Origin of the sequence: Micromonospora sp. NPDC006431 (assembly GCF_042870725.1) — a bacterium.
Lineage (GTDB): Bacteria > Actinomycetota > Actinomycetes > Mycobacteriales > Micromonosporaceae > Micromonospora.
Genome location: NZ_JBIAHQ010000006.1, coordinates 136,749 through 152,510 on the forward strand (window position 1 = coordinate 136,749; position 15,762 = coordinate 152,510).

A 15,762-nucleotide genomic window follows, 5' to 3' on the forward strand; every position below is an offset into this window, starting at 1 on the left:
CACGAGCGCGGATCAAGCCGGCAGCCCAACCATGACGGTCATCCCGGGCAGGCGCAGGGATCCCAGCCGGGCATGACCTGGGCGACCGAGACGCCGACCGGTTGCAGCAGCCACCAGTGCCCGCCCAGGCCGGCCGGGTCGGTCAGCTCGGCCACCGCCGACGCGGCGGCGAGCGCCCGGACGTACCCGGCGGGATCCTGGGCGGCCAGGCTCAGCGGCGGTCGCCCGCCGTCGGCCCCGAGCGCCCGCAGCCCCTCCCGCTGCGTGACCAAGGTGTACGCACACCCCGCGACCCGCTCACCGGCAGAGGCGACCGAGTCCATGGCGACGTGCGCGGTGACGTCACCCGACCCGTCCGGCACCGGCGGCACCTGCCGCCCACCCCGATACCCGGTCAACGTCCCGTCCACCGGCCGGCCGTCCCTCAGGTGCCCGTAGTCCACGGCCAACGCGCAGCCCTTCTCGATTCGCTGGACGGCGTCGGCCCAGGCTTTGTCGCGGGTCCTGCCGATCTCGGCCCTTGATGCCGTGGGGGGTTCCGGGCGGCCCGACCGGCTCCGGGCGGTCAGGCTTGATCCCTCCGCCGGCCGGGCCGCCTGGAACCCGGACCCGGTCAAGCCGGCACCGTCGCTTCCGGTCAGCGGCCACCACCGGTCCAGCCAGTCCGTATCCGCGGCGGTGACCAGGTCACCCACCGACTCCTCACCCGTCGGGTCCACCAGCAGATACCGCCAGCCCTCGGGGGTGTGCAGCGCCAGGTCCAACGGAACGTTGTCCAGCCACTCGGTGGCCAGCAGCAGTCCGGTGATCCCGTCCGGGATCTCGTCCAGCCAGTCGATCTCAGCCGGGAGGTCCTCGGGGCGGGGCGCTTTCTCGACGGCGGTGAGGCGTACCCGGCCGGCGAGCGGGAGCGGGAGCGGGGCGGCGGGCGACGGCCCGGCGGAGCGCAACCCGGAAGCGGGTGACGGGCGGACGGCGGCCGTGGTGGTCAGGGTTTCCGGGGAGCCCGCCCGCGGAGGGATCAAGCCTGACCGCCCGGAGTGGGCGGGCTCCCCGGAAACCCCCACGAGCAGCGCCCGAAGCAGCTCAGCCCGCCCAGCCCCCACGTCCACCACGTCAAGACGAGGGGGGTGACCCAGCGCACGATCAAGGGAGTTGAGGAGGCCCAGCAGGCAGGAGGAAAGCACCGGGGAGGCGTGCACGCTGGTGCGGAAGTGGGCGGCCGGCCCGGCACCGGAGACGAAGAATCCGCCCGGACCGTAGAGCGCCCGCTCCATCGCCGCTCGCCACGGCAGCGGCTGCTCGGGGAAGGTCACCCGCTGACGGTACGACCGGGCTGTGGCCCGTGCCGGAGGCGGCTCGCCCGGTGCCCAGAATTCCGGGTTCCACACGCTCCGTGAAGGTTTTCACACATGCTTGTTCAGGGTCCGTGACCCCGGCGCATACTTGCGATCGACCGGTACCCCCATCGAGGACTGGATCGATTGCCATGAGCGCACCGCTGCGCCCGCGTCCGGCCGCCCCGCGCGGGCTCGCCGTACCGCCGGGTGGCGCCGCCGCCGGCGCACCGCTCGTCTTTTCGCGCGCCCTCACCGTCGGCGTGCTCGGCGCCGGCCGGGTCGGCGCCGTGCTCGGCGCGGCCCTCGCCGCCGCCGGCCACCGGGTGGCCGCCGCCTCCGGCGTCTCCGGTGCCGCGAAGGCCCGGCTGGCGCTGCTGCTGCCGCAGACCCCGAACCGGTCCGTGACCGCGGTCGCCCGCGCCGCGACGGACCTGCTGATCGTGGCGGTCCCCGACGACGCCCTGGCCGGCGTGATCGCCGGCCTGGCCGAGGCCGGCGCGCTGCGTCCCGGCCAGGTGGTCGCGCACACGTCCGGCGCGCACGGGCTGGCCGTCCTCGCCCCGGCCGCCGCGGTCGGGGCCCGGCCGCTCGCGCTGCACCCGGCGATGACCTTCACCGGTACGCCGGACGACCTGACCCGCCTGCCCGGCATCTCGTACGGGGTGACCGCCCCGCCGGAGCTGCGTCCGCTCGCCGCCCGGCTGGTCGCCGACCTGGGTGGGGTGCCGGAGTGGGTGGCGGAGGCCGACCGCCCGCTCTACCACGCGGCGCTGGCGCACGGCGCCAACCACCTGGTGACCCTGGTCAACGAGGCGGCCGACCGGCTGCGCGACGCCGGGGTGGACCGGCCGGAGAAGGTGCTCGCCCCGCTGCTGCGGGCCGCCCTGGAGAACGCCCTGCGGCTCGGCGACGACGCGCTCACCGGCCCGGTCTCCCGGGGCGATGCCGGCACCGTACGCCGGCACCTGGAGCGGCTGGCGGCGACCGCGCCGGAATCCGTGGCCCCCTACCTGGCGTTGGCCCGACGGACGGCAGACCGCGCCATCGCAGCCGGCCGGCTGCGCCCGGCGGACGCGGAGTCGCTGCTGGACGTGCTGACCGGGATCTACGGGGAGGTGGCCGCATGACCGAGCTGGTGCACACGCGCAAGGAACTGGCGGCGGCGCGGGACGGGCTGACCGGCACGGTCGGCGTGGTGATGACCATGGGCGCGCTGCACTCCGGGCACGAGACGCTGCTCCGGGCCGCCCGGGAGCAGGCCGACCACGTGCTCGTCACGATCTTCGTGAACCCGCTCCAGTTCGGCCCGAACGAGGACTTCGACCGCTACCCGCGCACCCTCGACGCCGACCTGGAGATCTGCCGGCGGGCCGGCGCGGACGTGGTCTTCGCCCCGGCGGTGGACGACATGTACCCGAACGGCCAGCCGACGGTCCGGTTGAACCCGGGCCCGCTCGGCGAGGACCTGGAGGGGCTGAGCCGCCCGGGCTTCTTCCACGGCGTGCTCACCGTGGTGCTGAAGCTGCTCCAGCTCACCCGCCCCGACCTGGCCTTCTTCGGCGAGAAGGACTACCAGCAGCTCACCCTGGTCCGGCGGATGGTCCGCGACCTGGACGTGCCGACCGAGATCGTCGGCGTGCCGACCGTACGGGAGCCGGACGGCCTGGCCCTGTCCAGCCGCAACCGCTACCTCTCGCCGGAGGAGCGGGCTTCGGCACTGAGCCTGTCGGCCGCGCTGCGGGCCGGCGTCGAGGCCGCCGAGCAGGGCGCGGACGCGGGTGGGGTGCTGGCCGCCGCCCATCGCGCCTTCGACTCCGGTACGCCCGGTGCCCGCCTCGACTACCTGGTGCTCACCGACGCCGACCTGGAGCCGGGGCCGGTGGCCGGACCGGCGCGGCTGCTGATCGCCGCCTGGGTGGGCACCACCCGTCTGATCGACAACACGGCGATCCGGCTCGCGCCGCGCTCCTGAACCGCACCACCACACCCCGGAAAGGGATCCGATGCTCCGGACCATGCTCAAGTCGAAGATCCACCGGGCCACGGTGACCCAGGCCGACCTGCACTACGTCGGCTCGGTGACCGTGGACGAGGAACTGCTCGACGCGGCCGACCTGCTCCCCGGCGAGCAGGTGGCGATCGTCGACGTCACCAACGGGGCCCGGCTGGAGACGTACGTGATCCCGGGGCGGCGGGGCAGCGGCGTGATCGGCATCAACGGCGCCGCGGCGCACCTGGTGCACCCCGGTGACCTGGTGATCCTCATCTCGTATGGGCAGATGGACGACGCCGAGGCGCGGACGTACCAGCCGCGGGTGGTGCACGTCGACGCCGACAACAAGGTGGTCGACCTGACCGCCGACCCGACCACCGCCGCCGCCGGCACCGCCGGTGACCCGGTGCCCAACCCCCTCGCCGCCGCCCTGAACTGACCCCGGACAGCACGGTCTGTCACCGGAAGGTCATTTCCGGCTACCCTGGGCGGACCGTCGGGTTGACGGTCGTCGCTGGGGGAGGCCGCGATGCGCCGTGCGATGACGATCCTGGTCGCCGCCTTGGTCGCGGGGACCGCTCTGGCCGGTTGCGCCGGGGCCGGCGGGCTGGACGGGGACCTCACCGACGACTGGGCCGCGCTGCCGGCGGCCGGGGCGTTCACCCCGGCGGCCGGGGTCTGCCAGGTCGCCGACTTCACCGTCACGGTCGGCCTGGCCGGCTACGACCCGGTGGGCTGCGACCTGCCGCATCGGGTGGAGACGGTGCACGTGGGCGCCTTCCCGGCCGACCGGGCCGCCCCGCCGGCCCCCGCCTCGCCCGAGCTGCGCACGGCGTTCGCCGACTGCGACGCCCGGGCCAGCGGGTACGTCGGCGACAACTGGCGGGCCGGGCGGCTGCGGCTGGCGGTGGCCCTGCCCACCGGGCCCGGCTGGGCGGCCGGCTCGCGGTGGTACCGCTGCGACCTGACCGAGCTGACCACGGTCGAGGCGGCGGCGCAGGTGGTGACCCGGACGGGCAGCCTGCGGGACGCGCTGAAGGGGCCGTCCGCGCTGCGGCTGGGCTGCCAGCGCACCGGCAGCGACGCCCGGCGGGTGCAGACGCTGACCCCGGTGGACTGCGGCACCGCGCACGACGCCGAGTTCGTCGGGGTGTGGCCGGCGCCGGACCGCCCGTACCCGACGAGGGACGCCGACTGGGTCCCGCTCTACGCCGGCTGCAACAGTATCCTCGCCCGCTACGTCGGCGTGCCCGACGACGCGACCCTGCGCTTCCGCAGCGGCGTGGTGGTACGCCCGCCCGGCGCCGGCCGGTGGGCCGTCGGTGACCGGGGGGTCCGCTGCTACCTGTGGCTCAGCGACCGGACGATCACCGCCTCCCTGAAGGGTGCCGGGCCGGCCGGCCTGCCGGTGCGGACGAGGTAGCCGAAACCACTCGTCCCGCCCCCGCCGCCCGGGGCGAGGGACGTTCGGGTTGACTGTGCTCATGGACCTTCCGACCGTCGACCTGCCGGCCCTGCCCAGGCTGCTGGCCGCGCCCGCACCCGGCTGGGTGGAGACCACGGACGTGATCGTGGTGGGCTCCGGGGTCGCCGGGCTGACCGCCGCGCTGCACCTGCGCGAGGCGGGGCTGCACGTCACGGTGGTTACCAAGGTCAACATGGACGAGGGCTCGACCCGCTGGGCGCAGGGCGGCATCGCCGCCGTGCTCGACCCGGCCGACACCCCGGCCGCGCACGCGTACGACACCGAGCTGGCCGGGGTCGGCCTGTGCGACCCGGCGGCGGTCCGGGTGCTGGTGGAGGAGGGCCCGACCCGGCTGCGTGAGCTGATGCGGATCGGGGCCGAGTTCGACCGCAACCCGGACGGCTCGCTGATGCTCACCCGCGAGGGCGGCCACCGGGCGGACCGGATCGTGCACGCCGGCGGCGACGCCACCGGGGCCGAGGTGCAGCGGGCGCTGCACGCGGCGGTCCACCGCGACCCGTGGATCCGGCTGGTCGAGCACGCCCTCGTGCTGGACCTGCTGCGCGCCCCCGGGGACGGCCCGGACGGGCTCGGCCCGGCCTGTGGGATCACCCTGCACGTGCTGGGCGAGGGCAGTGAGGACGGCGTCGGGGCGCTCCTGGCCCGGGCGGTGGTGCTGGCCACCGGCGGCATGGGCCAGATCTTCGCGGCCACCACCAACCCGGCGGTCTCCACCGGCGACGGCGTGGCGCTCGCCATGCGGGCCGGCGCGGCGGTCACCGACGTGGAGTTCGTCCAGTTCCACCCGACCGCGCTGATCGTGCCGGCCGGCGCGCCCGGCGCCGCCCGGGCCCAGCAGCCGTTGGTCTCCGAGGCGCTGCGCGGCGAGGGCGCCCACCTGGTCGACGGCGACGGCAAGCGGTTCATGGTCGGCCAGCACGAGCTGGCCGAGCTGGCCCCGCGGGACGTGGTCGCCAAGGGCATCCACCGGGTGCTGCTGGCCACCGGCGCGGACCACGTCTTCCTGGACGCCCGGCACCTCGGCGGGGACTTCCTGGCCCGGCGCTTCCCGACCATCGTGGCGTCCTGCCTGGCGATCGGGGTGGACCCGGCGACCGACCTGATCCCGGTCGCCCCGGCCGCCCACTACGCCTCCGGCGGCGTCCGTACTGACCTGCACGGTCGCACCTCGATCCCCGGCCTGTACGCCTGCGGCGAGGTGGCCTGCACCGGGGTGCACGGTGCCAACCGGCTGGCCAGCAACTCGCTGCTGGAGGGGCTGGTCTTCTCCCGCCGGATCGCCGAGGACGTCGCCGCCGGGCTGCCCGAGCAGGCGAAGCCGGCCGAGACCGGCGCCTGGGTGGGTGGCCAGGGGTGGGTGGTGCCGGCCGGGACCACGTCGACCCTGCAACGGGCGATGACCCGGGGCGCGGGGGTGCTCCGCTCGGCGCAGAGCCTGGCCGCGACGGCCGGCACGCTCACCGAGCTGGGTCAGGGCCGGGGGGTTCCGCGTACCGCCGACTGGGAGGCGACGAACCTGATCACCGTGGCATCGGCGCTGGTCGCCGCCGCGTACACCCGTCGGGAGACCCGGGGCTGCCACTGGCGGGAGGACTTCCCGACGGCCGACGACCGGTGGCTGGGCCATCTCGTCGCCGGGGTCGGGACCGAGGGACGGTTGACCGAGCGCTGGGAGGAACGGTGAGCGCGAGGAGTGAGCCGGTTTTGCGAGCCCCGCGGTCGCGAACAGAGGAGGCACTGTGAGGGAGTCGACGGAGCGGGCCCTGCGGACCGGTGGCCTGGACCCGGAGCGGGTACGGCGGGTGATCGTCGACGCGCTCGCCGAGGACCTGGGTCCCGACTTCCTCGACGTCACCAGCGTCGCCACCATCCCGGCCGCCCAGCACGACACCGGTGACCTGGTCGCCCGGGCCGACGGCGTGGTGGCCGGGCTGGCCGTGGCCGCGGCCGTGTTCGAGCTGGTGGGCGAGGTGACCGACGCCGGCCGTACGGTGGAGGTGTCGCTGGTGGCGCAGGACGGGCAGCGGGTGGCCCGCGGCGACGTGCTGGCCACGGTGACCGGCCCGACCCGGCTGCTGCTCACCGCCGAGCGGACGGCGCTCAACCTGCTGTGCCGGATGTCCGGGGTGGCCACCCACGCCCGGGCCTGGGCCGACGCCCTGGCCGGCAGCAAGGCGATGGTGCTCGACACCCGCAAGACCACCCCCGGCCTGCGCGCCCTGGAGAAGTACGCGGTCCGCGCCGGCGGCGGCACCAACAAGCGGATGGGCCTGCACGACGTCGCCATGATCAAGGACAACCACAAGGTCGCCGCGGGCGGGATCGCCGCCGCCTACCGCCGGGTCCGGGAGGCGTTCCCGGACGTGCCGGTGCAGGTGGAGGTGGACACCCTGGCCGAGGCGGTGGAGGCGGTCGAGGCGGGCGCCGACTTCCTGCTGCTGGACAACATGACCCCGGCGCAGCTGCGCGAGGTGGTCGCGGCGGTGGGCGACCGGGCCGAGCTGGAGGCGACCGGTGGGCTGACCCTGCCGGTGGCGGCCGAGTACGGCGCGACCGGGGTGGACTTCCTCTCGGTGGGCGCGCTGACCCACTCCTCGCCGATCCTGGACATCGCCCTGGATCTGCGCACGGACTGAGCTGTGCTGGTCTTCGTTCGCGACTGCGGGGCTCGCAAACCCGGCTCACTCCTCGCGCTCACCCGCGGCGCGAGCGCCGTCTAGGCTGCCAGCGTGCTGCTCTGCATCGACATCGGAAACACCAACACCGTGCTGGCGACCTTCGACGGCGACAAGCTGGTGCACTCCTGGCGGATCAAGACCGACGCCCGCTCGACCGCCGACGAGCTGGGTCTGATGTTCCGGGGACTGCTGGCCGGTGACGCCGTGGAGATCACCGGAGTGGCCGCCTGCTCCACGGTGCCGGCCGCGCTGCGCTCGCTGCGCACCATGCTGGCCCGCTACTACGCGGACCTGCCGAGCGTGATCGTTGAGCCCGGGGTACGCACCGGGGTGCAGCTCGCCATTGACAACCCCAAGGAGGTCGGCGCGGACCGGGTGGTCAACACCCTGGCTGCGTACACCCTCTACGGCGGGCCGTCGATCGTGGTGGACTTCGGCACGACCACCAACTTCGACGTGATCAGCGGCCGGGGCGAGTTCCTCGGCGGCGCCTTCGCGCCGGGCATCGAGATCTCCTTCGACGCGCTGGCCGCCCGCGCCGCCCAGCTGCGCAAGGTGGAGGCCACCATGCCGCGGTCGGTGATCGGCAAGAACACCGTCGAGTGCCTCCAGGCCGGCCTCTACTTCGGCTTCGCCGGCCAGGTGGACCGGATCGTCGAGCGGATGACCGAGGAGCTGGGCGAGGTGAAGGCGGTGATCGCCACCGGTGGCCTGGCCGCCCTGGTGCTCAACGAGTGCCGCACGATCACCCACCACGAGCCGATGATCACGCTCATCGGCCTGCGGATGGTTTATGAGCGGAACCTCTGACCCGGAAACCTTCGGTGGTTCAGCGCCGCCGGGAGCGGAACACGAACGTCCGGTAGGGCAGTTCGACGGTCTCCCGCCCGGCCAGGTCCGGGTGGGTGGCGAAGAGGTCCCGGAGTTCCCGGTCGATCTTTTCCTGCTCCTCTGCCGGGGCGGTGAGCCAGTACGAGCGGGTGTGCAGCATGCCCACGACCTCGTCGGGCGTGAGTGTGGTGGTGTGGGCGAACTCGGCCAGCTCGACCGGCTCGAAGGCGGGGCCGAAGTCGCCGTACTTCGCGGTGACGTCGCCGGCGTTGTCGCCGAGGAGGGCGATCCGGCCCAGCTCCGCCACCCAGGCCACGCGCTCGTCGCGGGTGTTCCAGATCGGGGCGAACACGCCGCCCGGGCAGAGGACCCGGGCGATCTCGGCGTGCGCGGGCTCCTTGTCGAACCAGTGGTAGGCCTGGCCGACCAGGACGGCGTCCGCCGACCCGTCCGGCAGCGGCATCGCCTCGGCGCTGCCGGCCAGCGCCGTCGTGCCCGGGGTGGCGACCGCCAGTTGCGCCCGCATTCCCGGATCCGGTTCCACCGGTACGACCTCGTGCCCGAGCGCGAGCACGCCCCGGCTGAGGATGCCGGTGCCCGCGCCCAGGTCCACCACCGTGCCCGGCACGGCGAGCCCGTCGAGCGCCCAGCGCAGGGCTGCCTCGGGATACCGGGGGCGGAACCGGTCGTACTCGGCGGCGGCGACGCCGAAGGAGAGCGCCTGCGTGGGGTCGGTCATGAGCGGCAGGTTATCCCGTAACGGCCAGCAGGCCGCTTGAGTACGCTCATGGGCTGACCCGCCGATTTTTCCCCAAGGCTTGAGGAAGCGTGCCGTGACCGAGCAGAACGCCGTGCCAGTCGACCCCGCCGACGACCTTCCGGAGCAGATGAAGGTCCGCCGGGAGAAGCGGGACCGGATGCTCGCCGAGGGCGTCGAGCCGTACCCGGTCGGATACCCCCGGACCAGCACGCTGGCCCGGATCCGGGCGCAGTACGCCGACCTGCCCACCGACACCGCCACCGGCGACCGGGTCTCGGTCACCGGCCGGGTGATCTTCGTACGGAACACCGGCAAGCTCTGCTTCGCAACCCTGCGGGACGGTGACGGCACCGAGCTGCAGGCGATGCTCTCGCTGGACCGGGTCGGCCCGGAGCGGCTGGAGGACTGGAAGCGCCTGGTCGACCTCGGCGACCACGTGGGGGTCACCGGTGAGGTGATCACCAGCCGGCGCGGCGAGCTGTCGGTGCTGGTCGAGGAGTGGGCCGTCACCGCCAAGGCGCTACGCCCGCTGCCGGTCGCGCACAAGCCGCTGAGCGAGGAGGCCCGGGTCCGCCAGCGCTACGTGGACCTGGTCGTCCGGCCGCAGGCGCGGCAGATGGTACGCACCCGCGCCGCCGCCGTCCGCAGCCTCCGCGACACCCTGCACGCGCAGGACTTCGTCGAGGTGGAGACCCCGATGCTCCAGCTGCTGCACGGTGGCGCGGCGGCCCGCCCATTCGTGACCCACAGCAATGCGCTCAGCACCGATCTGTATCTGCGAATCGCGCCGGAACTGTTTCTCAAGCGTGCCGTGGTCGGCGGTGTGGACCAGGTCTTCGAGATCAACCGCAACTTCCGTAATGAGGGCATCGACTCCTCGCACTCGCCGGAGTTCGCGATGCTCGAGGCCTACCAGGCGTACGGCGACTACAACACGATGGCCGAGCTGACCCGTAATCTGGTGCAGCAGGCCGCGATCGCGGTCGGTGGCTCGACGGTGGTCACCCACGCCGACGGTCGCGAGTTCGATCTCGGCGGCGAGTGGCGGTCGGTGACGCTGTTCGGTGTTCTTTCCGAAGCGCTCGGTGAGGAGGTCACCGTGCGCACCGAAAAGTCCCGCCTGGTCGAGTACGCGGACAAGGTCGGGCTCGGCGTCGACCCCAAGTGGGGTCCGGGCAAGCTGGCCGAGGAGCTGTTCGAGGAACTGGTCGTCCCGTCGCTGCAGGCGCCCACCTTTGTGCGCGACTACCCGGAGGAGACCAGCCCGCTGACCCGGGCGCACCGCACGGAGCCGGGCCTGGCCGAGAAGTGGGACCTCTACGTGCTCGGCTTCGAGCTGGGCACCGCGTATTCCGAGCTGGTCGACCCGGTGGTGCAGCGGGAGCGGCTGGTGGCCCAGGCGCAGCTCGCCGCCCGCGGCGACGACGAGGCCATGCGACTGGACGAGGACTTTCTCCGGGCGATGGAGTACGGAATGCCGCCGGCCGGCGGTATGGGAATGGGAATCGACCGGCTCTTGATGGCGCTGACCGGCCTGGGAATTCGGGAAACCATCCTGTTCCCGTTGGTCCGTCCCGAGTAGCCGCGAAGCACCACCGGGTCGTTACCGGGTCCTATTGACGCGGCAAGTGTCGGGCGGGTTATCGTGCTCCTGTAATAACAGGAGCACCACCCTGCTCGAAAGGAATGTGGGGCTGTGGCCAAGCAGATCATTCACAAGCTGGTCGATGACCTGGACGGCGGGGACGCTGACGAGACCGTCAAGTTCGCGCTCGACGGCGTGCAGTACGAGATCGACCTGTCGGCTCCCAATGCCGAGAAATTGCGTGACGTATTCGCTCAGTACATCGCGCACGGCACCAAGGTCGGGCGCGGCGGGGTGGTCGTCGGTGGCCGGGCCGCGCGTGGCCGGGGCGGCGCGACCGCCGACCGCGAGCAGAACAAGGCCATCCGGGCCTGGGCCAAGAAGGCCGGCAAGGACATCTCGGACCGGGGCCGCATCCCGCAGGAGATCGTCGACGAGTACCACGCGAAGGCGGGTCACTGAGCCGACGAGCCCTACCAGGCGACTACGACGCCGGACCGGAGTGCCACTCCGGGCCGGCGTCGCCGTTTCCGCCCCGCCGCGCCGTCTGTCCGGTCCGTCCTGGGCCGTGGGGAGCGGGCGGTCGAGTGCCGGGAAACCTGGGCCGGGACCGGGAAGAAAGCCGCCGTGGGGAAAGTTGTCCACAGGCAGTGGAGAACTTGTCCACAGGTTGTGGATGACCGGCGGCCGGCACCGACGCCGCCCGCCCCGGCCCGGAGACGTCCGGGGAGCCCCCGACCGGGCTTTTCCACCCACGGTCGAATTTCGCTCTGCGCGTACAGGCAGGGGTACCGGAACACCTCCTGAGCGTGGACGGTTGTCAGAAACGACGTGTGAACGGCCATTCGCGGGGTCGCACGACCTCAGCGGAGTCGGTCCGCGGCGATAGAGTAAGGAGGCACGGACGCCCGTCCCGGACGTCCGCGCACCGGCCCCGCCAAGATCTAGACCATCAAGGCGCACGGCACGTGAGGAGCACGAGGGCATGTTCGAGCGGTTCACCGACCGAGCGCGACGGGTTGTCGTCCTGGCCCAGGAAGAGGCCCGGATGCTCAACCACAACTACATCGGTACGGAGCACATCCTGCTGGGCCTGATCCACGAGGGTGAGGGTGTCGCGGCAAAGGCCCTGGAGAGCCTCGGCATCTCCCTCGAGGGCGTCCGCCAGCAGGTCGAGGAGATCATCGGCCAGGGCCAGCAGGCGCCGAGCGGGCACATCCCGTTCACGCCGCGGGCCAAGAAGGTGCTGGAGCTGTCGCTGCGCGAGGCGCTGCAGCTCGGCCACAACTACATCGGCACGGAGCACATCCTGCTCGGCCTGATCCGCGAGGGTGAGGGCGTCGCCGCCCAGGTGCTGGTCAAGCTCGGCGCGGACCTCAACCGGGTCCGCCAGCAGGTGATCCAGCTGCTCTCCGGCTACCAGGGCAAGGAGCCGGCTGCGGCGGGTGCCGCGCCGGGTGAGGCCGCGCCGTCGACCAGCCTCGTGCTGGACCAGTTCGGCCGCAACCTGACCCAGGCCGCCCGCGAGGGCAAGCTCGACCCGGTCATCGGGCGCGAGAAGGAAATCGAGCGGGTCATGCAGGTGCTCTCCCGCCGTACCAAGAACAACCCGGTCCTGATCGGTGAGCCCGGCGTGGGCAAGACCGCCGTGGTGGAGGGGCTGTCCCAGAAGATCATCAAGGGCGAGGTGCCCGAGACGCTGAAGGACAAGCAGCTCTACACGCTGGACCTCGGCGCCCTGGTGGCCGGCTCGCGCTACCGCGGTGACTTCGAGGAGCGCCTGAAGAAGGTACTCAAGGAGATTCGCACCCGCGGCGACATCATCCTGTTCATCGACGAGATCCACACCCTGGTGGGTGCGGGTGCCGCCGAGGGCGCGATCGACGCCGCCAGCATCCTCAAGCCGATGCTGGCCCGTGGCGAGCTGCAGACCATCGGCGCCACCACCCTCGACGAATACCGCAAGCACCTGGAGAAGGACGCCGCTCTCGAGCGCCGCTTCCAGCCGATCCAGGTGGGTGAGCCCTCGCTGGCGCACACCATCGAGATCCTCAAGGGCCTGCGGGACCGTTACGAGGCGCACCACCGGGTGAGCATCACCGACGCCGCCCTGGTGGCCGCCGCCACCCTGGCCGACCGGTACATCTCCGACCGCTTCCTGCCGGACAAGGCGATCGACCTGATCGACGAGGCCGGTGCCCGGATGCGCATCCGCCGGATGACCGCGCCGCCAGACCTGCGTGACTTCGACGAGCGCATCGCCCAGGTGCGCCGCGACAAGGAGTCCGCGATCGACGCGCAGGACTTCGAGCGGGCCGCTCAGCTCCGCGATAAGGAGAAGCAGCTGCTCGGCCAGAAGGCCCAGCGGGAGAAGGAGTGGAAGGCCGGTGACCTGGACGTCGTCAGCGAGGTCGACGACGAGCAGATCGCCGAGGTGCTCGGCAACTGGACCGGCATCCCGGTCTACAAGCTGACCGAGGAGGAGACCTCGCGCCTGCTGCGCATGGAGGACGAGCTGCACAAGCGCGTCATCGGCCAGGAGGACGCGGTCAAGGCGGTCTCGAAGGCGATCCGGCGTACCCGGGCCGGCCTGAAGGACCCGAAGCGCCCGTCCGGCTCGTTCATCTTCGCCGGCCCGTCTGGTGTGGGTAAGACCGAGCTCTCCAAGGCGCTCGCCGAGTTCCTGTTCGGCAGTGAGGACGCCCTCATCCAGCTGGACATGTCCGAGTTCCACGACCGGTACACGGTGTCCCGGCTGGTGGGTGCCCCTCCCGGCTACGTCGGCTACGACGAGGGCGGGCAGTTGACCGAGAAGGTGCGCCGTCGGCCGTTCTCGGTGGTCCTGTTCGACGAGATCGAGAAGGCCCACCCGGACGTGTTCAACACGCTCCTCCAGATCCTGGAGGACGGGCGGCTCACCGACGGCCAGGGTCGGATCGTGGACTTCAAGAACACGGTCATCATCCTGACCACCAACCTCGGTACGCGGGACGTCGCCAAGGCGGTCTCGCTGGGCTTCCAGGCCTCTGAGGACTCCGAGTCGAACTACGACCGGATGAAGCAGAAGGTCAACGACGAGCTCAAGCAGCACTTCCGGCCCGAGTTCCTGAACCGGATCGACGACACCATCGTCTTCCACCAGCTGCGGGAGAACGAGATCCTGTCGATCGTGGACATCATGATCCAGCGGATCGAGACCCAGCTGAAGAACAAGGACATGGGCCTGGAGCTGACCGACAACGCCAAGAAGTACCTGGCGAAGAAGGGCTTCGACCCGGTGCTGGGCGCGCGGCCGCTGCGCCGCACGATCCAGCGCGACATCGAGGACAACCTCTCCGAGCGGATCCTCTTCAACGAGCTGACCCCGGGTCAGATCGTGGTGGTGGACTGCGAGGGCGACCCGAGCAACATCGACAAGTCCAAGCTCGTCTTCCGGGGCGCCGACCGGCCGGTGGCCGTGCCGGACGCCGTCCCGGCGGACCTCGGTGGCGCCGCCACCGCGGGCGCGGACGAGTAAGGCACATCGGACAGGGCGACGGCCCCGGTCGGCGAAAGCCACCGGGGCCGTCGCTTTTTCGTTCCCCGCCCCGCCCCGCCCCGCCTCCCCGCCCGCCCCGCCGCCCTGCTCTGCCCCGCCCGCCCCGCCTTCCCACCCCGCCGCCCTGCTCTGCCCCGCCGCCCCGCCCGCCGGACCGCCTTGCCGGCTCGGCGCGGATCCGGCCGCGCCGCCGTCGCGCTTGATCGACTCGGCGTCGGCGATGTGGTGGTGTCCGCGGCGGCGTAATGCCGCCAGATCGGCGACCCGGCGCCCGGCGGCGGCGCAATGCCGCCATCTCGGCGATTCGGCGCCCTCGCGGCGGCGCAATGCCGCCAGATCGGCGATTCGGTGCTCTCGCGGCGGCATAGTGCCGCCAGATCGGCGACCCGGCGCCCGGCGGCGTCGTAATGCCGCCAGATCGGCGATTCGGTGCTCTCGCGGCGGCATAGTGCCGCCAGATCGGCGACCCGGCGCCCGGCGGCGTCGTAATGCCGCCAGATCGGCGATTCGGTGCTCTCGCGGCGGCGAGATACCGCCAGCTCGGCGACCGGGTGCCGCCACGGCGGCCCGGGGTGGGGATCAGGGGCGGGGGAGGGGGATCGGGGGGCCGTCGCCGAGCAGGCGGAAGGACTCCTCGCCGACGGGTTCGACCAGCCCGTCGGTGACCAGCCCGGCCAGGGCCCGGGCCCGCTGCACGTCGTCGTGCCACACCTGGTCCAGCCATTGGTGGGGCACCGGGCCGGTCGCCTCGCGGAGCACCGCGAGCAGCAGGCCGCGTACCTGGCGGTCGGTGCCGGCGTAGCGCTGGGGGCGGCGGGTCGGGCCGGCCGGGGCCTCCTGCCCGGACGACCGCCAGGCGCAGACGGACTCGACCGGGCAGATCGCGCAGCGGGGTGCGCGGGCGGTGCAGATCATGGCGCCGAGTTCCATGAAGGCCGCGCTGGTCAGGGCCGCCGCGGCGGGCTCCGCCGGCAGCAGTTCCTCGGTGGCCACCAGGTCGGCGGGGCGGGTGGCCGGTCCGGCGTCCGGCTCCCCGGCGACCGCCCGGCAGACCACCCGGCGCACGTTGGTGTCGACCACCGGGTGCCGCTGTCCGTACGCGAACGCCGCCACCGCCCGGGCCGTGTAGGTTCCGACGCCTGGCAGGGCCAGCAACTGGTCCAGCCGGTCCGGCACCGCACCGCCGTGCCGCTCCACGATCGCCACCGCGCAGTCCCGCAGCCGGACGGCCCGGCGGGGGTAGCCGAGCCGGCCCCACATCCGGATCGCCTCGGCCGGGGTGTCCTCGGCGAGCGCGGCCGGGACGGGCCAGCGGGCCAGCCACGCCTCCCAGGCGGGCAGCACCCGGACCACCGGCGTCTGCTGGAGCATGACCTCGCTGACCAGGATGGCCCAGGCGCCGACGCCCGGCTTGCGCCACGGCAGGTCGCGGGCGTTCCGCTCGTACCACCGGCTGACCAGGGTGGCGAAGGTGGGCTCAGACATCGCGCTGCCGATCATGTCACGGACGGCTTTCCCGCAGGATGGGCGGGCGGGCCGGGCCGTCGCGGC

General features: G+C 72.8%; 13 protein-coding genes. 10 read left to right on the forward strand and 3 right to left on the reverse strand.

The features are described from left to right. Window positions 1–38: 38 nt before the first annotated feature. Entirely contained in the window at window positions 39–1,277 is a 1,239-nt protein-coding gene (locus tag ACFYM6_RS13835; RefSeq protein ID WP_387275571.1) for an SAM-dependent methyltransferase, read from the reverse strand. Window positions 1,278–1,489: 212 nt separating this feature from the next. Between ACFYM6_RS13835 and ACFYM6_RS13840 the strand changes: the two genes are divergently transcribed. The 7 genes from ACFYM6_RS13840 (at window position 1,490) to ACFYM6_RS13870 (ending at window position 8,307) form a co-directional block, all read left to right on the forward strand. After that, window positions 1,490–2,467, forward strand: coding sequence for a Rossmann-like and DUF2520 domain-containing protein (locus ACFYM6_RS13840; RefSeq protein ID WP_387275280.1), 978 nt, complete (start codon window positions 1,490–1,492; stop codon window positions 2,465–2,467). Further along, window positions 2,464–3,312, forward strand: coding sequence for a pantoate--beta-alanine ligase (gene panC / locus ACFYM6_RS13845; protein ID WP_387275282.1), 849 nt, complete (start codon window positions 2,464–2,466; stop codon window positions 3,310–3,312). The genes ACFYM6_RS13840 and panC overlap by 4 nt, the downstream gene beginning before the upstream one ends. Before the next feature lie 31 nt (window positions 3,313–3,343). After that, window positions 3,344–3,772, forward strand: coding sequence for an aspartate 1-decarboxylase (panD, locus tag ACFYM6_RS13850; RefSeq protein WP_387275284.1), 429 nt, complete (start codon window positions 3,344–3,346; stop codon window positions 3,770–3,772). A 90-nt stretch (window positions 3,773–3,862) separates the two neighbouring features. Beyond that, window positions 3,863–4,756 carry a septum formation family protein gene (locus tag ACFYM6_RS13855; protein WP_387275285.1) on the forward strand — a complete coding sequence of 298 codons (894 nt, stop codon included), beginning with the start codon at window positions 3,863–3,865 and terminating at the stop codon, window positions 4,754–4,756. A 61-nt stretch (window positions 4,757–4,817) separates the two neighbouring features. After that, window positions 4,818–6,503: an L-aspartate oxidase gene (locus tag ACFYM6_RS13860; protein ID WP_387275287.1), complete on the forward strand. Its 1,686-nt coding sequence runs from the start codon at window positions 4,818–4,820 to the stop codon at window positions 6,501–6,503. A 55-nt stretch (window positions 6,504–6,558) separates the two neighbouring features. Then, window positions 6,559–7,455: a carboxylating nicotinate-nucleotide diphosphorylase gene (gene nadC / locus ACFYM6_RS13865; protein ID WP_387275289.1), complete on the forward strand. Its 897-nt coding sequence runs from the start codon at window positions 6,559–6,561 to the stop codon at window positions 7,453–7,455. A 93-nt stretch (window positions 7,456–7,548) separates the two neighbouring features. Beyond that, on the forward strand, window positions 7,549–8,307 hold the full coding sequence (locus ACFYM6_RS13870) for a type III pantothenate kinase (protein ID WP_357439568.1): 759 nt from the start codon (window positions 7,549–7,551) through the stop codon (window positions 8,305–8,307). 19 nt (window positions 8,308–8,326) lie between these two features. Here ACFYM6_RS13870 and ACFYM6_RS13875 read toward each other — a convergent pair whose 3' ends face one another. Beyond that, complete coding sequence (locus ACFYM6_RS13875) at window positions 8,327–9,067, reverse strand: class I SAM-dependent methyltransferase (RefSeq protein WP_387275291.1); 741 nt, start codon at window positions 9,065–9,067, stop codon at window positions 8,327–8,329. Between the two features lie 94 nt (window positions 9,068–9,161). On the opposite strand from ACFYM6_RS13875, the gene lysS reads away from it, so the two are divergent. The 3 genes from lysS (at window position 9,162) to ACFYM6_RS13890 (ending at window position 14,190) form a co-directional block, all read left to right on the forward strand. Further along, window positions 9,162–10,670, forward strand: coding sequence for a lysine--tRNA ligase (lysS, locus tag ACFYM6_RS13880; RefSeq protein WP_387275293.1), 1,509 nt, complete (start codon window positions 9,162–9,164; stop codon window positions 10,668–10,670). A gap of 114 nt (window positions 10,671–10,784) precedes the next feature. Further along, a complete protein-coding gene (locus ACFYM6_RS13885) occupies window positions 10,785–11,135 on the forward strand; it encodes an Lsr2 family protein (protein ID WP_148793152.1) in 351 nt (116 codons plus the stop codon). 523 nt (window positions 11,136–11,658) lie between these two features. After that, window positions 11,659–14,190: an ATP-dependent Clp protease ATP-binding subunit gene (locus ACFYM6_RS13890; protein ID WP_073837748.1), complete on the forward strand. Its 2,532-nt coding sequence runs from the start codon at window positions 11,659–11,661 to the stop codon at window positions 14,188–14,190. A 600-nt stretch (window positions 14,191–14,790) separates the two neighbouring features. Here the strand turns inward: ACFYM6_RS13890 and ACFYM6_RS13895 are convergent. Further along, window positions 14,791–15,696 carry an A/G-specific adenine glycosylase gene (locus ACFYM6_RS13895; RefSeq protein ID WP_387275295.1) on the reverse strand — a complete coding sequence of 302 codons (906 nt, stop codon included), beginning with the start codon at window positions 15,694–15,696 and terminating at the stop codon, window positions 14,791–14,793. Window positions 15,697–15,762 lie beyond the last annotated feature (66 nt).